Below are 21,082 nucleotides of genomic sequence, written 5' to 3'. Positions count from 1 at the left end.
CGTCCCGGGGTGAACGTATCCCTGCAACTGTCTTCTCTTCGCGTCTTCGTGTCTTCGCGTGAACTTCATCTTCTTCCTGGACGCCGCTGCGCGGCAAGCATCCGATGACCGACTTCCTTCTCGAACTCCGCTCCGAAGAAATTCCCGCGCGCATGCAGGACAAGGCGCGGGACGATCTCGCGCGGCTGTTCGCGGGCGAGCTGGCGAAGGCCGGCCTCGCCGCCGCGGCGCTGGTCACCTATGCGACGCCGCGCCGGCTGGTGCTGATCGCGCGCGACCTGCCGGTCGAGACGCAGGCGGTGTCCGAAGAGCTGAAGGGGCCGAAGACGAGTGCCCCGCCGCAGGCGCTGGACGGGTTCCTGCGCAAGACCGGGCTCACCCGCGACGCGCTGACGGAACGCGACGGCGTGTTTTACGCGGTGACCGAAAAGCCCGGCCGCGCCACCACGGCGGTGCTGGCCGAGGCGATTCCGGCGATCATCCGCGCCTTTCCCTGGCCCAAGTCGATGCGCTGGGGCGCCGCGTCCGCCTCGACCGAGAGCCTGCGCTGGGTGCGGCCGTTGCACGGCATCATCGCGCTGTTCGGCGAGGATCTGGTCGACGTCGAGATCGCGGGCATCCGTTCGGGATTTGCGACCTTCGGGCATCGCTTCCATCACCCGGGCCAGATCACGATCGGGTCGGCGGCGGATTACGTCGAGAAACTGCGCGCCTGCCACGTCATCGTCGACCAGGACGAACGCCGCACGCTGATCCGCGATCGCGCCGCCGCGCTGGCCGCCGACGCCGGGCTCGTGCTGGTCGAGGACGAAGGGCTGGTCGCGGAGAATGCGGGCCTGACCGAATGGCCGGTGCCGCTGCTCGGCCGCTTCGACGCGGACTATCTGACCGTGCCGCCGGAGGTGATCCAGCTGACCGCGCGGGTGAACCAGAAGTATTTCGTCTGCCGCGACGCTGCCGGAGAAGGGGAGGGCGCGCTCGCCAACGCCTTCGTCTGCACCGCCAACATCGAGGCGACCGACGGCGGCGCCAAGATCGTCGAGGGCAACCGCAAGGTGCTCGCCGCGCGGCTGAGCGATGCGCGCTTCTTCTACGAGACGGACCTCAAGACCCGGCTCGAAGACCTGCGGCCGAAGCTCGAACAGATCGTCTTCCACGAGAAGCTGGGCACGGTCGCCGACAAGGTCGACCGCGTCGCGAAGCTGGCGCGCTGGCTGGTCGAAGAAGGCATCGTCAAGTCCCCTCTCCCGCTGGGAGAGGAGCAACGCGCGTCAGCGCCGCGGGGTGAGGGTGAGCGCGAAACGCCGCCCGTGTCATCCTCACCCTCCCACCCGGCTTCGCCGGGCGGGCCCCTCTCTCTCCCGACGGGAGAGGGCATGTCCCTCGCCGACATGGCCGAACGCGCCGCGCGCCTCGCCAAGGCGGACCTCGTCACCGGCATGGTCGGCGAATTCCCCGAGCTGCAGGGCCTGATGGGCGGCTATTACGCCGCCGCGCAGGGCGAGCCGCAGGAGGTCGCCGACGCGATCCGCGACCACTACAAGCCGGTCGGGCAGGGCGACGACGTACCCACCGCGCCGGTCACGGTGGCGGTGTCGCTGGCGGACAAGCTGGATACGATTGCCGCATTTTTTGCGATTGATGAAAAGCCGACGGGATCGAAAGATCCGTTTGCATTACGTCGCGCGGCACTTGGCATCATCAGGCTTGTTCAAGAAGCCGCTTTGCGCCTGGAGTTGATGCCAGTCTTGGCGCTTGCAGCGTGGCGAGCGCCGGTTGGGCATATTGACCGACCAGAGTTGCAGGCGGCAGATGCGTTTAAAGAAATCTCCAAGTTCATTCGAACGGGGAGAGATGCTTCCATCGAATTTTTTAGTCAGCTTAGAAAGCAAGCTGATGAACGTTACGAGCAAGCCGATGAAGCTCGCTTCGAACGAAGTCGTTCGATTGGATGGGCGTGTGTTGCCTTTTTCGCCGATCGCCTCAAAGTCCAGCAACGCGAAGCCGGCGTCCGTCACGACCTGATCGACGCGGTGTTCGCACTGGGGGGCGAGGACGACCTCGTCCGCCTGCTCGCCCGCGTCCATGCGCTGCAAGCCTTCGTCACCACCGAGGACGGCCGGAACCTGCTCGCCGGCTACAAGCGCGCCGCCAACATCCTGAAGAAGGAGGGCTACACCCCTCTCCCGGCGGGAGAGGGGGCAGGCGCGCCAGCGCCGCGGGGTGAGGGCGAAGGCGAGACGCTCGGCGAACCTCACCCTTCCGCGCCTTCGGCGCTCTCTCCCTCTCCCGATGGGAGAGGGAATTATACCCCCGAACCCGCCGAAGCTGCACTCATCGCCGCGCTCGACGCCGCCGAGCCCGCCGCCGCATCCGCGGTCGCGCGCGAGGATTTCGAGGGTGCGATGGCGGCGCTCGCCTCGCTGCGCGCACCGATCGATGCGTTCTTCGACGACGTCACCGTCAACGATCCCGATCCCGACAAGCGCGCCGCGCGGCTGGCGCTGCTGGCGCGGGTGCGGGCGGCGGTGCATGCCGTGGCCGACTTCTCCAAAATCGAGGGGTAGCGCATACCCCCGCCTTCCGCCGACCAGACGTGACCATGCTTTCTCTCCTCCCCGGGACAGGCATCCAACGTAGCTCAAGGACCAGCGATGACCCAATACGTGTACCGTTTCGGTGGCGGCGTTTCGGACGGCGGAAAGGGCGATAAGAATCTGCTCGGCGGCAAGGGATCGAACCTTGCCGAAATGGCGTCGATCGGCCTGCCGGTGCCGCCGGGCTTCACCATCAGCACCGCGATGTGCACGCGCTATTACGAGGACGGGGAGAAATTCCCCCAGTCGCTGCGTGACGAGGTCGCCGCGGGGATCACGCATATCGAGGGGATCACCGGCAAGACGTTCGGCGATCCCGCCAACCCGCTGCTGGTGTCGGTCCGCTCCGGTGCGCGCGTGTCGATGCCGGGTATGATGGACACCGTCCTCAACCTCGGCCTCAACGATGCGACGGTCGAGGGGCTGGCCGCCAAATCCGGCGACGAACGCTTCGCCTGGGACAGCTATCGCCGCTTCATCCAGATGTACGCCGACGTCGTGCTCGAACTCGATCACGGCGCGTTCGAGGAAGCGCTGGAAATCGCCAAGGAGGACAATGGCTTCACGCTCGATACCGAGCTGACCGCCGGCGATCTCAAGGCGCTGGTCGCCGAATACAAGTCGCTGGTCGAGAAGGAATGGGGCAAGCCCTTCCCGCAGGACGTGCACGACCAGCTCTGGGGTGCGGTCGGCGCGGTGTTCGGATCGTGGCAGTCGGAGCGGGCGAAGGTCTATCGCCGGCTCAACGACATTCCCGCCGACTGGGGCACCGCGGTCAACGTCCAGGCGATGGTCTTCGGCAACATGGGCGAGACGTCGGCGACCGGCGTCGCCTTCACTCGCGATCCCGCCAAGGGCGACCGCGCCTATTATGGCGAATTCCTCATCAACGCGCAGGGCGAGGACGTCGTCGCCGGCATTCGCACCCCGCAATATCTGACCAAGATCGCCCGCGAGGAAGCCGGCGCCAAGCCCGCCTCGATGGAAGAGGCGATGCCCGAGGTCTATGCCGAGCTGGCGGCGGTGTTCGACCGGCTCGAGACGCATTATCGCGACATGCAGGACATCGAGTTCACGGTCGAACAGACCAAGCTCTGGATGCTCCAGACCCGCTCGGGCAAGCGCACCGCCAAGGCGGCGCTCAAGATCGCGGTCGACATGGCGAGCGAGGGGCTCATCACGCGTGAGGAAGCGATCCTGCGCGTCGATCCGATGGCGCTCGACCAGCTGCTCCACCCGACGCTCGACCCCGATGCGCCGCGCGACGTGATCGCCAAGGGGCTGCCGGCCTCGCCCGGCGCCGCGTCCGGCACCGTCGTGTTCGACGCCGATACCGCGGAAAAGCGCAAGGCGGCGGGCGACAAGGTCATCCTCGTCCGCGTCGAAACCAGCCCGGAGGATATCCACGGCATGCACGCGGCGCAGGGCATCCTGACCGCGCGCGGCGGCATGACCAGCCACGCCGCCGTGGTGGCGCGCGGTATGGGCCGCCCCTGCGTTTCCGGTGCCGGATCGCTGTCGATCTCGGCCAAGGACAAGGTGATGAAGGTCGCCGGGCGAGAGATCCGCGAAGGCGACACGATCACCATCGACGGCGCCAGCGGCGAGGTCATGTTCGGCGAGGTCGCGACCGTCCAGCCGGAACTGGCGGGCGATTTCGGCACGCTGATGGAATGGGCCGACGGGGTGCGCCGCCTGAAGGTACGCGCCAATGCCGAAACGCCGCTCGACTGCCAGACCGCGCGCGATTTCGGCGCGGAGGGCGTCGGGCTGTGCCGCACCGAGCATATGTTCTTCGAGGCCGATCGCATCACCGCGGTGCGCCAGATGATCCTCGCCACCGACGAGGCGGGTCGCCGCACCGCGCTGGAGCGGCTGCTGCCGGCGCAGCGCAGCGACTTCACCGCGATCTTCGAGGTGATGGCGGGCCTGCCGGTGACGGTGCGGCTGCTCGATCCGCCGCTGCACGAATTCCTGCCGCACGAGGAGAATGAGTTCGCCGAGGTCGCCGCGGCGGCGGGGATCGATATCGAGGTGCTCAAGCGCCGCGCCGCCGAGCTCCACGAATTCAACCCGATGCTCGGCCATCGCGGCTGCCGGCTGGGCGTGACCTATCCGGAGATCTACGAGACGCAGGCGCGCGCGATCTTCGAGGCGGCGCTCGACGTCGCGGAGAAATCGGGCAAGGCGCCGATCCCGGAAGTGATGATCCCGCTGGTCGCGACCAAGCGCGAGCTCGACCTGATGAAGATCGTCGTCGACAAGGCGGCGCAGGCGGTGTTCGCCGAACGTGGCAAGACGATCGAATATCTGGTCGGCACGATGATCGAACTGCCACGCGCCGCGCTGAAGGCGGGCGAGATCGCCGAGACGGGCGAGTTCTTCTCGTTCGGCACCAACGACCTGACCCAGACGACGCTGGGCGTCAGCCGCGACGATGCGGCGCGCTTCCTGGGCGCCTATGTCGAACAGGGCATCTACGCCAAGGACCCGTTCGTCAGCATCGACGTCGAGGGCGTCGGCGAGCTGATCGAGATGGCGGCGGAACGCGGGCGCAAGACCCGGCCGGATATCAAGCTCGGCATCTGCGGCGAACATGGCGGCGACCCGGCGAGCATCGCCTTCTGCGAAAAGGTCGGGCTCGATTACGTCTCGGCCAGTCCCTATCGCGTTCCGATCGCGCGTCTGGCGGCGGCGCAGGCCGCGTTGAAGTAACCCTTCTTCCTCCCCTCCCTTCAAGGGAGGGGCCGGGGGTGGGTGGCGTGCTCGCGATACGGCGATCCGGCCCCACCTCCGCTCCTGCCCGAGAGGGAGGGGGGCGAGCGCACGATTGACGCTACGGCGACGGCCCCGCTATCGCCGCGGCAACGACAGGAGAGTGACGGGCGATGAAGAAGCTCTATCCCGATGCCGCGGCCGCGCTCGACGGCCTGCTGCACGACGGCATGACGATTTGCGCGGGCGGGTTCGGCCTGTGCGGTATCCCCGAACGGCTGATCGACGCGATCCAGGCGTCGGGTGTCCGGGATCTGACCATCGCCAGCAACAATGCCGGCGTCGACGGCGAGGGGCTCGGCAAGCTGTTGCGCACGCGCCAGGTCAGGAAGATGATCTCCAGTTATGTCGGCGAGAACAAGGAGTTCGAGCGCCAGTATCTGTCCGGCGAGCTGGAGGTGGAATTCTGCCCGCAGGGGACGCTCGCCGAACGCTGCCGGGCCGGTGGCGCGGGCATCCCCGGCTTCTATACGAAGACCGGCGTCGGCACGTTGGTGGCCGAGGGCAAGGAGGTGAAGAGCTTCGACGGCGAGGATTATATCCTCGAACGCGGCATCCGCTCCGACATCAGCATCATCAAGGGGTGGAAGGCGGACGAGAGCGGCAACCTCATCTTCCGCAAGACCGCGCGCAACTTCAACCAGCCGATGGCGACCGCGGGGAGGGTCTGCATCGCCGAGGTCGAGGAGGTGGTGCCGGTCGGCAGTCTCGATCCCGACGCGATCCACCTGCCGGGCATCTATGTGAAGCGGATGATCGTCGGCGCACCTTACGACAAGAAGATCGAATTCCGTACCGTCCGCGCGCGGGAGCAGGCCGAGGCGTGATGCGGCACACCGTCCTGATCCTCGCGGGCGCGGCGACCCTCGCGGCGTGCGGCCCGACGCGTCGGCCGCGCGTGGCGACGTTGCCGGCCCCGGGGCAGACCTATACCGCCGACGGCAAGGTCGTGCGGATCACCGGGCTGAAGGCGCTGCCGCCGCCCGGTGGTGGCGCGGCTGCCGTGGCGGGGGCGCCGGTACCGCCGCAATTCCAGTATCTCTACGGATCGGGCGAGGCCGCGGCGCTCAGCCGGCAGGCGTTCCGCGCGCTGGTGAACTATGCGACCTATCGCCGCGCCGCCGGCGACGGCGTCGTGCTGAAACCGGGATCGACGCTCGCCGCCCCGCAATGGGAGAGCTGCGCCGGCAAGCCGCGTGCCGCGGTGTTCGATGCGGACGAAACCGTCGTGCTCAACCTCGGGGTGGAGGCGCTGGCCGCGCGCGACCCGGCCGCGCCCTTCGATGCGGCGCAATGGTCCCGCTGGGAGCGGACCGGCGCCGCGGCGGTCGCGCCCGTCCCCGGCGCGGTCGAGGCCTTCGCCGCGCTGCGCGCCGCCAGTATCGCGGTCATCATCAACAGCAACCGCAACGCCGCCAACGCGGCCGGCACGGTCGCGGGGCTGAAGGCCGCCGGGCTGGGCGACTTCGTGCCGGGCACCGACCTGTTCCTGCGCGACGGCGCCAGCGGCAAGGACGCGCGCCGCACCGCGATCGCCCAGCGCTATTGCGTCGTCGCGATGGGCGGCGACCAGCTCGGCGATTTCAGCGACCTGTTCAACGCATTGCCGTCCGCGGCCGACCGCCGCCGCATCGCCGACGGCGGCGCGGTCGCGGCATTGTGGGGCAACGGCTGGTTCGTGCTGCCCAACCCCGTCTACGGATCGGCGCTGAAGGGCGGGTTCGACGAGGTGTTCCCGGCCGGCAAGCGCTGGACCGACACGCAAGGAGAGAAATAGCATGGCGTGGGATCGCAACCAGATGGCCGCGCGCGCCGCACAAGAATTGCGGGACGGCTATTACGTCAATCTCGGGATCGGCATTCCAACGCTGGTCGCCAACAACATCCCCGCGGGGATGACGGTGACGCTGCAGTCGGAAAACGGCATGCTCGGCATCGGCCCGTTCCCCTATGACGACGAGGTCGACCCCGACCTCATCAACGCCGGCAAGCAGACGATCAGCGAACTGCCGCAGAGCGCCTATTTCGGCAGCGAGCAGAGCTTCGCGATGATCCGCGGCGGGCATATCGACCTGACCGTGCTGGGCGCGATGGAGGTCAGCGAGGGCGGCGACATCGCCAACTGGATGATTCCCGGCAAGATGATAAAGGGGATGGGCGGGGCGATGGACCTCGTTGCCGGGGTCAAGCAGATCATCGTGGTGATGGACCACAATGCCAAGGACGGCAGCCCGAAATTCATCCCCGCCTGTTCGCTGCCGCTGACGGGGAAGAACGTCGTCGACATGATCGTCACCGATCTCGCGGTGTTCCGGCGGCCGGATCACGGTTCGGCGTTCCGGCTGGTGGAGCTGGCGCCGGGCGTGACCGCGGACGAGGTCGCGGCGAAGACGACGGCAGCCTACGACAGCTAGGGCCGTCGCCTCCGCGCGCAGCAACGCTTGGGCACGGCGAAGCAATTATCCGCCACTCCGGCTCGACCTTCGCGCAGCTTTCGGTTAACGCGCCCGCATCATGGCTACCCGACCGCAAACATTATACGAGAAGATCTGGGCGGCGCACGTCGTCGAACGGCGCGACGACGGCACCTGCCTCATCTATATCGACCGCCACCTCGTCCATGAGGTGACCAGTCCGCAGGCGTTCGAGGGGTTGCGCGTCGCCGGCCGCCGCGTCCGCCGGCCCGAACTGACGCTCGCCGTGCCCGACCACAATCTGCCGACGACGCCGCGCGTCGATGCCGCCGGACGGCTGCTGCCGATCGCCGATCCGGAAAGCGCACAGCAGCTCGACGCGCTCCGCCGCAACACCAGCGAATTCGGCATCGACTATATCGATGCGACCGCCGCGGAGCAGGGCATCGTCCATGTCGTCGGGCCGGAACTGGGCTTCACGCTGCCCGGTACGACGCTGGTCTGCGGTGACAGTCACACCTCGACGCATGGCGCGCTGGGCGCGCTCGCCTTTGGCATCGGCACCAGCGAGGTCGAGCATGTCCTCGCGACGCAGACGCTGCTGCTCAGCCAGTCGAAGACGATGGAGGTGCGCGTCGACGGCACGCTCGGCTTCGGCGTCAGTCCGAAGGACGTGATCCTCGCGATCATGGGCCGGATCGGCGCGGCGGGCGGCACCGGTCATGTCATCGAATATACCGGCGACGTGATCCGCAACATGTCGATCGAGGGGCGGATGACCGTTGCCAACATGTCGATCGAGGGCGGTGCGCGCGCCGGCCTCGTCGCCCCGGACGATCGGACCTTCGCCTATTTGAAGGGCCGCCCGATGGCGCCGCAGGGTGAGGCGTGGGACAAGGCCGTCGCGTGGTGGCGCAGCCTCGCGACCGATCCGGCCGCGACCTATGACAAGGTCGTGCGGCTCGATGCGACCGACATCGCCCCGGCGCTGACCTGGGGGACGAGCCCCGAGGATGTGGTGCCCATCACCGGCGTGGTGCCGGCGCCGGACAGCTTCGCCGATCCGTCGAAGCGCGCCGCGGCGCAGCGCAGCCTCGATTACATGGGGCTGACGCCGGGCACGGCGATGCAGGACGTGTCGGTCCAGCATGTCTTCATCGGCAGCTGCACCAACAGCCGGATCGAGGATCTGCGTGCCGCCGCCGCGGTCGCCGACGGGCGGCATGTGGCCGACGGCGTGCGCGCGATGGTGGTGCCGGGATCGGGTCTGGTAAAGCGGCAGGCCGAGGCGGAGGGGCTCGACCGCGTGTTCCTGTCCGCCGGCTTCGAATGGCGTGAGCCGGGCTGTTCGATGTGTCTGGCGATGAACCCCGACAAGGTGCCTGCGGGGGAGCGGTGCGCGTCCACGTCGAACCGGAACTTCGTGGGTCGACAAGGGCCTGGCGCGCGCACACACCTGTTGTCGCCGGCGATGGCCGCCGCCGCGGCGGTGACCGGGCGTCTCGCCGACGTGCGCGATCTGATGGGAGCAAAGCTGTGAAGAAGGTCCTTGTCCTGCTGGTGGCCGGCGCGATGATGAGCGGCGTCGCCGCCTATGTCGCGGGCGCGCGCGTCCTCGCGCATCCGGTGAAGACGCAGCGCTGATGCAGCCGGTCACGACCGTCAGTGGCGTCGCCTATCCCTGGGGCGCCAAGAATATCGACACCGACATCATCATCCCGGCGCATTGGCTGAAGACGATCACGCGCACCGGCCTGTCGCGCGGGGCGTTCGAGACGGTACGCGCGCAGCCGGGCAACGTCTTCGACGATCCGCGCTATGCCGGTGCGCCGATCCTGATCGCGGGCGACAATTTCGGCTGCGGGTCGAGCCGCGAACATGCCGCCTGGGCGCTCGCCGACATGGGCGTGCGCGCTGTTATCGCGCCGAGCTTCTCCGACATCTTCTCGGGCAATGCCTTCAAGAACGGCATCGTCCCCGTCGTGCTGCCGCAGGCGGCGGTAGACCGGCTCGTCGAGGTAGCGAAGGACCAGCCCGTCACCGTCGACCTCGAGACGATGACGGTGACCACCCCGTATCAGGACCGCTTCGCCTTCGAACTCGACGCCTTCCGCCGCCAATGCCTGATGCAGGGGCTGGACGAGATCGGCCTGACGATGGCAAAGGATACCGCGATTTCGAATTTCGAAGGCGCGGTGGATCAACACCGCCCCTGGATCGCGAGCAGGAGCGGATATGCGGGCATTGCTGTCGACGGCGTCGGGCGGACCTGACACTCTGGAATTGACCGAGCTGCCCGATCCGCAGCCTGCCGCGGGGCAGGTGCTGATCGCGGTCAAGGCGTGCGCGATCAACTATCCCGACGTCCTCATCATCGAGGACCGATATCAGTTCAAGCCGCCGCGCCCGTTCGCGCCGGGCGGCGAGATCGCCGGTGTCATCGAGGCGGTGGGCGAGGGCGTCACCGACTGGCAGGCCGGCGACCGGGTGATGGGCGTGATCGGCCATGGCGGCCTTGCGACGAAGATCGCGACCGAATCCCAACGCCTGTACCGCCTACCCGAGGAGCGCAGCTTCGCCGAGGGCGCCGCGCTGATCCTGACCTACGGCACCACGATCCACGCCTTGCTCGACCGGGGCCGGTTGCAGGCGGGGCAGTCGCTGCTCGTACTTGGGGCCGCGGGCGGCGTCGGGCTGGCGGCGATCGAACTCGGCAAGGCCTATGGCGCGCGCGTCGTCGCCGCGGTGTCGTCCGACGAGAAAGCGGCAGCGGCCAAGGCGGCCGGTGCCGACGAGACGCTGATCTACGGACGCGCGCCGTTCGACAAGGACCAGTCGAAGGCGCTGGCCGAGCAGTTCAAGGCGGCGGGCGGTCGCGGCGGGTTCGATGTGATCTACGATCCGGTCGGCGGCGATTATGCCGAGCCGGCGTTGCGGTCGATCGCATGGGAGGGGCGCTATCTGGTCGTCGGCTTCCCGGCCGGCATTCCGAAGCTGCCGCTCAACCTGACGTTGCTCAAGAGCTGCGACGTCTGCGGCGTCTTCTGGGGGGCGTTCGCGGCCCGCGATCCGCAGGCCAATGCCGCGCATGTCGAGGAGCTGTTCGGTCTCTGGAAGCAGGGGCGGATTGCACCCCGCGTCACCGAAACCTTCGCCTTCGAGCGCGGCGGCGACGCGATCGCACGGATGGCGGCGCGCGCCGCCATCGGCAAACTGGTGGTGGAGGTCGGCTGACCCGGTCAGCGCATCGCGAGGAACAGCACGGCTATCATCGCCCATAGCAACAGCGAGATCGCCGTGCCCATCAGGATCCCGGCGAGTGGCGGCGCGCGGCCGTCCGCGTGTCCGGCGTCATAGCCGATGGTGGCATGGGGCTTCAGCATCGTCCTTCTCCTCGGGCGCCATTGATTGGTGCCTCGATTTACCATCTCACGGCATGACCAAAAGTTCCATAGAGTCGAATGTCGACATACCCATTTCGGGAAAACGTGCCGGGGCGGCGCACACGTTGCACGGCTGCGGGGCGGCACCTATGTGACGGGGAGCATAACCCCGGGGGTGAGTGGGCCATGACCAGTTTTGACGATCGCGGACAGGCCGAGGAAAACCATATGGCGCGCGAGGAGGAGATGGCGTTTCGCGTCACCGCGCGTCGCAACCGCCTGCTCGGTCAATGGGCCGCGCAGCAGATGGGGCTGACGCCCGAGGAAACCGATGCCTACGCCAAGGCAGTCGTCCAGGCGGATTTTGAGGAAGCGGGTGACGAGGACGTGATGCGCAAACTGTTCAGCGACCTCACCGCCGCCGGGATCGACATCGACGATGCGGTCGTCCGCCGCGCGCTCGCCGAAAAGGCGATCGAGGCGCGTCGTCAGCTGATGCAGTCGGAGTAGGACGGATGCCGATGGCCGCCGACGATATCGCCGCCCTGATTCGCGCCGCGATCCCCGATGCAGAGGTCGAGATCACCGATCTGGCCGGCGATGGCGATCATTATGCCGCACGCGTCGTGTCGGCGAGTTTCGCGGGGCTGCCGCTCCGCAAGCAACACCAGGCTGTCTATGCGGCGCTAGGGCATCGCATGGGCGGCGAATTGCATGCGCTGCAACTGAAGACCGCAGCCGCTTGAGGATGATGACCATGACCGATGACACCCACGCCCGCATCGATGCCGTCGTGAAGAGCAACCCGGTGGTGCTGTTCATGAAGGGCAGCCCGCTGTTCCCGCAATGCGGCTTCTCCAGCCGCGCCGTCGCGATCCTCGATCATCTGAACGTCGATTACGAGAGCGTCGACGTGCTGCAGGATCAGGGCATCCGTCAGGGCATCAAGGCCTATTCGGACTGGCCGACGATCCCGCAGCTCTATGCCAACGGCGAATTCGTCGGCGGATCGGACATCATGATGGAGATGTACGAAAGCGGCGAGCTGGCGACGCTGTTGAAGGGCGAAACCGCGGCCGGCTGAGCGACCGCCGGCTATGCTGGTCGATCGGGGCGCGCCGCATGCGGGGCGCCCGTTGCTCGTCTGCGACCTGACCCAAAGCTATTCGCCGACCGGTGGCGGCGGAATCAGCACCTATCTGCGCGAAAAGCGCGACCATGTGCTGTCGCATACGCCGCATCACCTGTTGCAGATCGTGCCGGGCCCCGAAGATCGGGTGACGGTGAACGGCCGCCATATTCTTGCGGAGGTGGCGGCGGATCCGGTGCGCGGCAGCCCCCATTATCGCTTCATCCTGCGCGTCGCCGCCGTGCGCCGGCTGCTCGCCGACTATCGCCCCGACGTGATCGAATCGCTCTGCCCCTGGGTGCTGCCCTGGACCGCGATCCAGCACCGCCGCGCGTTTCCGGCCACCGCGCTGGTCGCGGGCTATCGTACCGACTTTCCCAATGCGCATGTCGAACGGGTCGCGCGCTCGCTGTTCGGGCCGGCGGGCAAGCTCTTCTACTGGCTCAGCCTCGGCTATACCGAGATCACTTATCGCGAGTTCGACCACGTCTATACGCTGGGCGAGGCCGCGCGCGAGACGCTGCGCCGCCGCGGCATCACGCGGACCGGGGTGCTGCCGCTCGGCGTCGATACCGCGCTCTTCCATCCCGCGCAGCGCGATCCCGACTATCGCCGTCGCCACGGCCTGCCGGGGACAGGACCGTTGCTCGTCTATGCGGGCAGGATCGACAATGAGAAGCGTGCCGACCGGCTGGTCGCGATGATGCGACACCTGCCGCGCGATCTCGGCGCGGCGTTGGTGATGATCGGCGACGGCAAGCTGCGCGCGCAACTGCAGCGCGAAGCGGCCGATCTGCCCATCGCCTTCACCGGCTTCGAGGCCGATCGCGCGGCGCTCGCGCGGGCGCTTGCGTCGGCGGACCTGTACGTCTCGGCGATGGCGGACGAGACGTTCGGCATCTCGATCATCGAGGCGCAGGCGGCGGGGCTGCCGGTGGTCGGCGTCGCCAGCGGCGCGATGCCGGCGCGGGTGCCCGCTGGACTGGGGCTGCTCGGCCCCGTCGACGACGTCGAGGCGATGGCGGCGAACGTCGAGCGATTGTGGCGGGGCGACCTCGCCGAGACCAGCGCCGCGGCACGGGCGCACGTCGAGCGGCATTTCAGCTGGATGCGCACCTTCGACCATCTGTTCGGAACGATCTATCCCGAGGCGCTGGCGCATGCCGCGTTGCGGGGCGCGTCTGGATCGTCGGTGCGGATGGCCGCCGCCGGCTGAAGGCCGGGTGCGGGTGGGCTGCGCGAGACTCGGAAGATAGCGGCAGGCCCACCCTGCTGAAGCGTCGAAACGCTCGGCTGCCCGACACGATGCAGATCGTGTGCCAGTTCGTGCAAGCCGCGGATGGCCGACGTTGCCGTGGTTAACGCCCTCCCGGCCGGTGCCTCACTTGTAAAGCAACCCGACAGCCGAGCATGCCGCTCTTGACTACAGGCGTAATCGAAGCGATTACAGCCGTAGTTAGTGGAGGAGTCGACCATGGCAGAACGAATCAGCGATGCCGAACATGCGGTGATGGAGGTGCTGTGGGACGAGGCGCCGCTCACCGCGCAGGACGTCGCCGAGCGCGTCGATCCCGCCAAGGGGTGGAGCGCCAATACGGTCAAGACGCTGCTCGGGCGGCTGCTCGCCAAGGCGGCGATCGCGCATCAGGAGGACGGTCGTCGCTACCTCTACCACCCGCTCGTCGCACGCGGCGACTATGTGTCGGGCGAGTCGAAGCGGCTGATCGACCGCCTGTTCGGCGGCAAGCTCACGCCGCTGGTCGCGCACCTTGCCGAGCGCGACGAACTCACCGCGCAGGACATTGCCGAGATCGAGGCCCTGCTGAAGGACCTCAAACAATGACCGGGTGGCTGATCGAGGCGCTGATCGCCTCCACCCTGTTGATGCTGCTCGTCCTGCTGGCGCGTCGCCCGGTCCGCAACGCCTTCGGGCCGCAGGTGGCCTATGCGTTATGGGCGCTGCCGGTGCTGCGACTGGCACTCCCGCCGCTACCCGATGCGTGGCGGCAGGCGGCGGTGACGCCGATCTCCGGCGTCGGCGAGACGATCACCGTCTTCGTCGTCGATGGCGGCGGCGGCGCTGTGGCTGCGGTGGCCGCCCCGTCCGTGCCGTCGATCGCGCTGGTCGTCGGCGGCCTATGGGCGGTGGGTGCGCTCGCCTTCCTGTTCTGGCATCTGACCAGCCACACCCGCTTTTGCCGCCGCCTGCTCGGCTCCGCCGCGGCGATCGAGCAGGTGAGGGGGGTGCATGTCATCGCCAGCCATGTCGCGACCGGGCCGCTCGCGTTCGGGGTGCTGCGCCGCTACGTCGCCTTCCCGCTCGATTTCGCCGACCGCTACGATGCCGACGAACGCGAACTCGCGCTCGAACATGAAATCGGCCACCACCAGCGCGGCGACCTGATCGCCAACTGGATCGCACTCGCGGTGCTGGCGATCCACTGGTTCAACCCCGTCGCCTGGCGCGCCTTCCGCGCCTTCCGCGCCGATCAGGAGCTGGCCAACGACGCCCGCGTGCTCGCCGGCCGCTCGACCATCGACCGCCACGCTTATGCCTGCGCCATCGTCAAGGCGGCGCACGGCGGGGCGGTGTCCGCCGCCTGCCACCTTCACACCATCGACGATCTGAAAGGGAGAATCCGCATGCTGTCCACCTCGCCGCGCTCGCGCCGCCGCCTCGCCACGGGAGGCGCGCTCGTCTCCACGCTCGTCCTCGCCGGCCTCGGCCTGACCGCATCCGGCACCAGCGCCGCCGCCGCGCTGACCGGCAAGGTCGGCAATACCTTGGGCGTCGATCTTCAGTCCGCGCCGCCGGCGCCGCCCGCCCCCGCCGCGCCGCCGGCACCGGTGGACGCGTCCCGCCCGCCCGAAGCGCCGCAGCCGCCCGCCGCCGCCCCGGCCAAGCGCATCGTCGTCAACCGCGTCGGCAAGGACGGCAAGGTCAGCACCTATACCTCCGCGTCCGACGGCACGTTCGACGACCATGCGATCCAGCAGATGGTCGACCGCTCGCTGAAGATGGCGCCGGAGGTCACCGAGCGCGATTGCACCAACGGCCGGGACGGCGGCCCGAAGGAGATCGTGGTCCATGCGGTCAAGGGCGAGAAGCGGACCATGGTGATCTGCGCCAACCGGATCGAGGGGATGGTGTCCGCGAGCAAATTCGCCGTCGTCGACGCCGAGAAGATCCGCCGCACCGCGATGACGAGCGCGCTCGCCAGCGTGCAGGCGACGCGCGCCAGCATCGCCGCCAACCGCGACATCGCCGATGCCGACCGCAAGGAGGTGCTCGCCGAGATGGACGCGGCGCTCGACGAACTGCGCACCGAAATGGCCTCGCCCGACAAGGACTGAAGCAATGCGCGCGACCTCTCCCGCCACCCGCGGGGGAGGTCGCCTCTTGCGCTGCAGCGCACATCGCGCCACATCGGACGCAATGGCTGAGCACCCGACCGGCATCCCGATCCAGCTCGAGCCGCTCGTTACGCGGGTGCTCGCGACCAATCCCTCGCCCTATACCAACGGCGGCACGCAGACGCATATCGTCGGCACAGGCGATCTGGCGGTGATCGATCCGGGGCCGGACGACCCCGCGCATATCGACGCGCTGCGCCGCGTCATCGCCGGCCGGCCGGTGCGTGCGATCGTCATCACCCATCATCACCGCGATCACAGCCCGGGCAGTCGGCCGCTCGCCGCCGCCACCGGTGCGCCGATCGTCGGTGCCGCGCCGGTGCACGTCGCCAGCGACAGCCCGCGGCTCGATGCGGCGTTCGACCTAAATTACATGCCCGACCGCGTGCTCGCGGAGGGAGAGGCCGTCGCCGGCGACGGCTGGACGCTGACGGCGCTGGCGACGCCGGGCCACACCTCGAACCATCTCGCCTTCGTCCTGCCCGAAACGCGCGCATTGTTCTCCGGCGACCATGTCATGGGCTGGGCGACCAGCGTCATCTCGCCGCCCGACGGCGACATGGGCCAGTATATGGCGAGCCTCGACAAGCTGCTCGGCCGCGACGATCGCATCTATTATCCCGGCCATGGCGAGGCGGTGGAGAATCCGCAGCGGCTGGTGCGCGGCATGCTCGGCCACCGCAAGCAGCGCGAGGGGCAGATCCTGCGCCTGCTGCGCGAGGCACCGCTCGCGCTCGGTGCGATCACCGCGCGGATGTACGTCGGGCTCGACCCGCGGCTGATCCCGGCGGCGGAGCGATCGGTGCTGGCGCATCTCTACGACCTGCGCGGGCGGGAACTGGTGAACGGGGAGGACGAGATATGGCGGATCGCGGCGTGAACGAGCCGGCGCCGGCCCCGCCCGCTGCCCCGGTGGCGCGATCCTCGACCGGATCGTTCCTCGGCAAGGCGGTGGGCGTCATCATCCTGCTCGGTCTGGCGGTCATGATCGGCCTGTGGGGCGTGCAGCGCTACGTCGAGCGGCGGCTGTCGCCCGATCCGACCACCGTCGCCAGCGCCAGCCTTCAGGGGCTGCGCGAACAAAACCGCCTGTCCGCCTTCGCCGCGCGCTTCGTCGCGGTCAGCACCTCGCGCCAGTCGCAGCTCGGCCTGTCGACGGAAAAGACGCTCATCATGCCCGGGCTGGTCCGCTACGAGGTCGATCTCGGCAAGCTGACCCAACGCGACGTCGCGTGGGACGCGGATACGCGGACATTGTCGGTGCGGCTGCCGGGGATCGAGCTCGACGGCCCGCAGGTCGATCTGACCGCGATCCGCGAATATGGCACGGGCGGCATCCTGTCGCACGTCACCGACGCCGACACCCGGCTCGACGCCGCCAATCGCCGCGCCGGTCAGGCCGAACTCGTGCGGCAGGCGCGCGACGGCGCCCCGATGAAACTGGCCAAGGACGCCACCCGCCGCGCGGTCGAGAGCAGCTTCGCCATGCCGCTGCGCGCCGCCGGGATCGACGCCACGGTCAAGGTCAGCTTCGCCGACGATCCCGTCGCATCGACCGAACGCTGGGACGCCAGCCGCTCGCTCGAAGAGGTGCTTGGCAACGCGCGTTGAGCGGCGCGCCACAATCGCCTAACGGGGGCGTATGGAACTGACCCAGAGCTTCGCCGGACTCGATCTGCGCGCCGAAATCGAGCGCCTCCGCAAGGAGCGCAACGCGGTGATCCTGGCCCATTATTACCAGAAGCCGGAATTGCAGGATCTCGCCGATTTCGTCGGCGACAGCCTCGATCTCAGCCGCAAGGCGCAGGCGACCGACGCCGACGTCATCGCCTTCTGCGGCGTGCGCTTCATGGCGGAGACGGCCAAGATCCTCAGCCCGGACAAGATCGTCGTGCTGCCCGACATGGACGCCGGCTGTTCGCTCGAGGACAGCTGCCCGCCCGACCAGTTCGCCGCCTTCCGCGCCGCGCATCCCGATCACATCGCGCTCACCTACATCAACTGCTCGACCGAGGTGAAAGCGCTCTCCGACGTCATCGTCACCTCCTCCTCCGCCGAGACGATCCTCGCACAGCTGCCGCGCGACCAGAAGATCATCTTCGGCCCCGACCGCAATCTCGGCGGCTATCTCCAGCGCAAGACCGGGCGCGAGCTGCTGCTGTGGCCGGGCGTGTGCATCGTGCATGAGGCGTTCAGCGAAACCGAATTGCTCAAGCTCAAGGCGCAACATCCCGGCGCGCCCGTCGCCGCGCATCCCGAATGCCCGGCGGTGATCCTCGACCATGCCGATTACGTCGGCTCGACGCGCGGCATCCTCGAATTCGCCAATGCGATGCCGGGCGACACGCTGATCGTCGCGACCGAGCCGCACATCATCCACCAGATGGAAAAGGCGATGCCGACCAAGCGCTTCATCGGTGCGCCCGGTGCGGACGGCAATTGCAACTGCAACATCTGCCCGTACATGGCGCTCAACACGATGGAAAAGCTCTATGTCGCGCTGCGCGACCTGACGCCGCGGATCGAGATCGAGGAAGGCTTGCGGCTCAAGGCCAAGAAGAGCCTTGATGCGATGCTGACGATGGCGTCGGCGACGGTCGGGCAGGGCGATCTCGGGCCGGTGCGTGCCGTGCCGGTTACCGGCGACTGAGCCGGATCAGTGGTTTGCCGCCGCGTCGTTCCCGGCGAGCAGGTTGCGTGCCTCGTCGATGTGGATGGCGATCATCGTCAGGTCCAGCCGGTCCGCCGTTTCCAGCGCCAGGGTCAACAAGCGATGCAGTTCGGCGGTCGCCGCTTGTTCATCCATCATCGTCAATCCTACCGGGCTGGATGCCGAACCGATGACCCTGCACGTCGTCATCTCTAACCCTCTTTTGGTATACGAATAATGGTCTTTTCGCTACCCGGTTTCGATATGGATGCGTTCGTCGCGGCGACGCTGGCGGAGGACCTCGGCGAGCACGGCGACATCACCTCGGCCGCGGTGATCCCCGCCGATGCGCGTTTCGCCGGCCTGATGGACACGCGGGAGGATATCGTCGTCGCCGGGATCGGCGTGGCGGAGGTGTTCTTCCGCAGCCTTGATGCCGGCGTCGTGCTGGAGCGGCTGGTCGAGGACGGCGATCGCGTCGCGGCGGGGACGGCCCTGCTGCGCCTGCACGGCAACGCCCGCGCGATGCTGACGGCGGAACGGTCCGCGCTCAACACCGTCCAGCATCTGTCTGGCATCGCGACGCTGACGCGTACCTATGTCGATGCGATGGCGGGGACCGGGGCGATCCTGCTCGACACGCGCAAGACGATCCCCGGGCTGCGGCGGCTGGAGAAATATGCGACCGCGACCGGCGGCGCGCAGAACCACCGTATGGGCCTGTGGGACGCGGCGATGATCAAGGACAATCACGTCGCGGTCGCGGGCGGTGTCGCCGCCGCGGTATCGCGCGCGGTCGCGGCGGGGATCGCCCGGATCATCGTCGAGGTCGACCGGCTCGACCAGATCGAACCCGCGCTCGGCGCCGGCGCGACGCACCTGCTACTCGACAATATGGCGCCGGCGATGCTGCGCGAGGCGGTGGCACGGGTCGGCGGTCGCGTGCCGACCGAGGCGTCCGGCGGCGTCCGCCTCGACACGATCCGCGCCATCGCCGCCAGCGGCGTCACCTATGTCTCGGTCGGGCGACTGACCCAATCGGCGCCGGCCGCCGATATCGGACTGGATTTCGCCATCGCCTGACGGCTAGTCTGGCGGTCAGTGCAGAGGGGACCGTCATGACCAAGCCGCCATCGATCGCGCGTTTCGAACAATTCTACTGGGCCTCGGTCCTGCTCGGCCTCGTCAACACCGCGTTGAACTGGGGGGCGTCGCAGGCCGCGCTCGCCGCCAACCCGATGCTCGCCAATGCGACCTGGTTCCTGCCGGCGATGCAGGTGATCGGCCTCGCCATTTCAGTGCTGCTCTGGTTCTTCATCGTGCGCCGCCCGAGCGTCGTCGCCAAATGGGTGCAGGTGGTGTTCGCCGCCTTCGGCGCATTCGGCGTCCTGTCCGCCCTGTTCCTCGTCGCGTCCGGACGTGCGCCGATCGGCGTGCAGGTCGTCGTCGGGCTGATCGCGAACATCCTCTACATCGCCGCGGCGGTGATGCTGTTCCGGCTGGATGCCAAGATCTGGTTCGGCGAGGGGCTGGACGAGGACGATCTCGAGACGCCGCTGCCATGATCGCACAGCTCGCAACTGCGGCGCTCGCGCTTGCGGTGCCGGCGGTCGCGCAGGCGCAGGCCTATCGCTGTGCGACACCGGCGACCATCGATCGCCCGCGCCCGGATTTGCCGAGCGCGGGGCAGCCGCAACGGCAATTGCCGATCGGCAGCTATACGCTCGCGATCAGCTGGGCGCCGCAATATTGCCGCGAGCATGGCCGCGACGCCGCGGCCCGGTTCCAGTGCGGCGGCGGCAACCGCTTCGGCTTCACGCTCCACGGCCTGTGGCCCGATGGCGTCGGCAAACAGTGGCCGCAATATTGCAAGGCGACGCCGTTGCTGTCGCGCAGCGTCATCCGCCGCAACATCTGCGCAACGCCGTCGGCGCAGCTGTTGCAGCATGAATGGGCCAAGCATGGCACCTGCATGGCCGGCTATCGGCCCGACAGCTATTTCGCGCGCTCGACCGGGCTGTACGCCAGGCTGCGCTATCCCGACATGGACGCCCTGTCGCGCGCCCCGCTGACCGCGGGCGGACTGGCGCAGGCCGTCGCGAAGGCCAATCCGGGGCTCGATGCGGACATGATGCGCGTCACCGCCGACCGGCAGGGCTGGCTGGACGAGATCTGGCTCTGCCTCGACACCGCGTTCCGCTATCGGCGCTGCCCGGCGCATCAGGGCGGCGTGGGACCCGTCTCCGCGATCAAGATCTGGCGCGGCGCGCGATAGCGCCGGCGCCGGCCGGTATCAACCGACGATCGTCGCGGTCGCCGGGTGATGCCGGTCGAGATGCTTGCGGATGATCCGCAGGTTGCGGGTGTTCGACCGGAAGAAGAAGTCCGGCACCGCGCCGACGAACGGCACGAGGCCCAGCGCCCAGTCGATCCCGACGTTGCCGAACATCCGCGCCATCTGCAGCCGGGACATGCCGAGGTTGCGCGCCTCCCACACCAGCCACGATCCGATCAGCGCCGCCAGCGTGGTGCCGACGAACGGCACTAGGCCTAGCAGCACGTCCATGCCTACCTTGCGGTTGGTGCCGGGGATGACGAACAGCCCCTCCATCACCCGCTCCATCGCCTCCAGCCGGATGCGGGTCGAGGCGGCGTCGCGGCCGATCGGCAGGCTGTCCAGCAGCGGGCGGGCGTGGATCGGTTGCGGGCGCGTGGTCATG

23 protein-coding genes are annotated in these 21,082 nt (G+C 68.3%); 20 read left to right on the top strand and 3 right to left on the bottom strand.

The window, feature by feature from the left end:
• Window positions 1-104 precede the first annotated feature (104 nt).
• The 8 genes from glyS to AC1RTO_RS11555 all read left to right on the top strand — a co-directional run bounded on the left by glyS (window position 105) and on the right by AC1RTO_RS11555 (window position 11,020).
• On the top strand, window positions 105-2,567 hold the full coding sequence (gene glyS, locus AC1RTO_RS11590; protein WP_493161000.1) for a glycine--tRNA ligase subunit beta: 2,463 nt from the start codon (window positions 105-107) through the stop codon (window positions 2,565-2,567).
• An 87-nt stretch (window positions 2,568-2,654) separates the two neighbouring features.
• Window positions 2,655-5,312 carry a pyruvate, phosphate dikinase gene (ppdK, locus tag AC1RTO_RS11585; protein WP_493160999.1) on the top strand — a complete coding sequence of 886 codons (2,658 nt, stop codon included), beginning with the start codon at window positions 2,655-2,657 and terminating at the stop codon, window positions 5,310-5,312.
• 173 nt (window positions 5,313-5,485) lie between these two features.
• The gene (locus AC1RTO_RS11580; protein WP_493160998.1) at window positions 5,486-6,199 is read left to right on the top strand and encodes a CoA transferase subunit A; all 714 of its coding nucleotides are present in this window, start codon (window positions 5,486-5,488) and stop codon (window positions 6,197-6,199) included.
• Entirely contained in the window at window positions 6,196-7,149 is a 954-nt protein-coding gene (locus tag AC1RTO_RS11575) for an HAD family acid phosphatase (protein ID WP_493160997.1), read from the top strand. Before AC1RTO_RS11580 ends, AC1RTO_RS11575 begins: the two co-directional genes overlap by 4 nt.
• 1 nt (window position 7,150) lies before the next feature.
• Complete coding sequence (locus tag AC1RTO_RS11570) at window positions 7,151-7,786, top strand: 3-oxoacid CoA-transferase subunit B (protein WP_493160996.1); 636 nt, start codon at window positions 7,151-7,153, stop codon at window positions 7,784-7,786.
• A 100-nt stretch (window positions 7,787-7,886) separates the two neighbouring features.
• The gene (gene leuC / locus AC1RTO_RS11565) at window positions 7,887-9,326 is read left to right on the top strand and encodes a 3-isopropylmalate dehydratase large subunit (protein ID WP_493160995.1); all 1,440 of its coding nucleotides are present in this window, start codon (window positions 7,887-7,889) and stop codon (window positions 9,324-9,326) included.
• Window positions 9,327-9,429: 103 nt separating this feature from the next.
• Window positions 9,430-10,059, top strand: a complete 630-nt coding sequence (leuD, locus tag AC1RTO_RS11560; RefSeq protein WP_493160994.1) for a 3-isopropylmalate dehydratase small subunit — start codon at window positions 9,430-9,432, stop codon at window positions 10,057-10,059.
• Window positions 10,022-11,020, top strand: a complete 999-nt coding sequence (locus AC1RTO_RS11555) for an NADPH:quinone oxidoreductase family protein (protein WP_493160993.1) — start codon at window positions 10,022-10,024, stop codon at window positions 11,018-11,020. The genes leuD and AC1RTO_RS11555 overlap by 38 nt, the downstream gene beginning before the upstream one ends.
• 5 nt (window positions 11,021-11,025) lie before the next feature.
• On the opposite strand, the gene AC1RTO_RS11550 is transcribed toward AC1RTO_RS11555, so the two are convergent.
• Window positions 11,026-11,169 (bottom strand): hypothetical protein, encoded by a 144-nt coding sequence (locus AC1RTO_RS11550; RefSeq protein ID WP_493160992.1) that lies wholly within the window; start codon window positions 11,167-11,169, stop codon window positions 11,026-11,028.
• 186 nt (window positions 11,170-11,355) lie between these two features.
• Here AC1RTO_RS11550 and AC1RTO_RS11545 point away from each other — a divergent pair, with 186 nt between their 5' ends.
• The 9 genes from AC1RTO_RS11545 to nadA all read left to right on the top strand — a co-directional run bounded on the left by AC1RTO_RS11545 (window position 11,356) and on the right by nadA (window position 18,362).
• Window positions 11,356-11,679: a DUF1476 domain-containing protein gene (locus AC1RTO_RS11545; protein ID WP_493160991.1), complete on the top strand. Its 324-nt coding sequence runs from the start codon at window positions 11,356-11,358 to the stop codon at window positions 11,677-11,679.
• A 5-nt stretch (window positions 11,680-11,684) separates the two neighbouring features.
• The gene (locus tag AC1RTO_RS11540) at window positions 11,685-11,915 is read left to right on the top strand and encodes a BolA family protein (protein ID WP_262829454.1); all 231 of its coding nucleotides are present in this window, start codon (window positions 11,685-11,687) and stop codon (window positions 11,913-11,915) included.
• An 11-nt stretch (window positions 11,916-11,926) separates the two neighbouring features.
• Window positions 11,927-12,253 carry a Grx4 family monothiol glutaredoxin gene (gene grxD / locus AC1RTO_RS11535; RefSeq protein ID WP_493160990.1) on the top strand — a complete coding sequence of 109 codons (327 nt, stop codon included), beginning with the start codon at window positions 11,927-11,929 and terminating at the stop codon, window positions 12,251-12,253.
• A gap of 13 nt (window positions 12,254-12,266) precedes the next feature.
• Window positions 12,267-13,514: a glycosyltransferase gene (locus AC1RTO_RS11530; protein ID WP_493160989.1), complete on the top strand. Its 1,248-nt coding sequence runs from the start codon at window positions 12,267-12,269 to the stop codon at window positions 13,512-13,514.
• Window positions 13,515-13,772: 258 nt separating this feature from the next.
• Entirely contained in the window at window positions 13,773-14,141 is a 369-nt protein-coding gene (locus AC1RTO_RS11525; protein WP_293872853.1) for a BlaI/MecI/CopY family transcriptional regulator, read from the top strand.
• Entirely contained in the window at window positions 14,138-15,652 is a 1,515-nt protein-coding gene (locus tag AC1RTO_RS11520; protein WP_493160988.1) for a M56 family metallopeptidase, read from the top strand. Before AC1RTO_RS11525 ends, AC1RTO_RS11520 begins: the two co-directional genes overlap by 4 nt.
• A gap of 82 nt (window positions 15,653-15,734) precedes the next feature.
• On the top strand, window positions 15,735-16,592 hold the full coding sequence (locus AC1RTO_RS11515; RefSeq protein WP_493160987.1) for an MBL fold metallo-hydrolase: 858 nt from the start codon (window positions 15,735-15,737) through the stop codon (window positions 16,590-16,592).
• On the top strand, window positions 16,574-17,323 hold the full coding sequence (locus AC1RTO_RS11510) for a DUF4230 domain-containing protein (RefSeq protein ID WP_493160986.1): 750 nt from the start codon (window positions 16,574-16,576) through the stop codon (window positions 17,321-17,323). The genes AC1RTO_RS11515 and AC1RTO_RS11510 overlap by 19 nt, the downstream gene beginning before the upstream one ends.
• A gap of 31 nt (window positions 17,324-17,354) precedes the next feature.
• Window positions 17,355-18,362, top strand: coding sequence for a quinolinate synthase NadA (nadA, locus tag AC1RTO_RS11505; protein WP_493160985.1), 1,008 nt, complete (start codon window positions 17,355-17,357; stop codon window positions 18,360-18,362).
• A gap of 6 nt (window positions 18,363-18,368) precedes the next feature.
• Here nadA and AC1RTO_RS11500 read toward each other — a convergent pair whose 3' ends face one another.
• On the bottom strand, window positions 18,369-18,572 hold the full coding sequence (locus AC1RTO_RS11500; protein WP_493160984.1) for a hypothetical protein: 204 nt from the start codon (window positions 18,570-18,572) through the stop codon (window positions 18,369-18,371).
• 27 nt (window positions 18,573-18,599) lie between these two features.
• Here AC1RTO_RS11500 and nadC point away from each other — a divergent pair, with 27 nt between their 5' ends.
• Genes nadC through AC1RTO_RS11485 form a run of 3 tightly spaced genes read left to right on the top strand, consistent with a single transcriptional unit; the run spans window position 18,600 to window position 20,637 of the window.
• Window positions 18,600-19,445, top strand: a complete 846-nt coding sequence (gene nadC / locus AC1RTO_RS11495) for a carboxylating nicotinate-nucleotide diphosphorylase (protein ID WP_493160983.1) — start codon at window positions 18,600-18,602, stop codon at window positions 19,443-19,445.
• Between the two features lie 35 nt (window positions 19,446-19,480).
• Window positions 19,481-19,927, top strand: a complete 447-nt coding sequence (locus tag AC1RTO_RS11490; protein ID WP_493160982.1) for a hypothetical protein — start codon at window positions 19,481-19,483, stop codon at window positions 19,925-19,927.
• Window positions 19,924-20,637, top strand: coding sequence for a ribonuclease T2 family protein (locus AC1RTO_RS11485; protein WP_493160981.1), 714 nt, complete (start codon window positions 19,924-19,926; stop codon window positions 20,635-20,637). The genes AC1RTO_RS11490 and AC1RTO_RS11485 overlap by 4 nt, the downstream gene beginning before the upstream one ends.
• 18 nt (window positions 20,638-20,655) lie before the next feature.
• Here the strand turns inward: AC1RTO_RS11485 and AC1RTO_RS11480 are convergent, their stop codons facing one another.
• On the bottom strand, window positions 20,656-21,081 hold the full coding sequence (locus tag AC1RTO_RS11480) for a DUF4112 domain-containing protein (protein WP_493160980.1): 426 nt from the start codon (window positions 21,079-21,081) through the stop codon (window positions 20,656-20,658).
• Window position 21,082: the final 1 nt, after the last annotated feature.

The sequence above is a fragment of the Sphingomonas sp. GW821-FHT10F09 genome (assembly GCF_058809195.1).
Note: the sequence above shows the minus strand (reverse complement) of the source record. Positions and strands in the feature narration are given on the sequence as shown.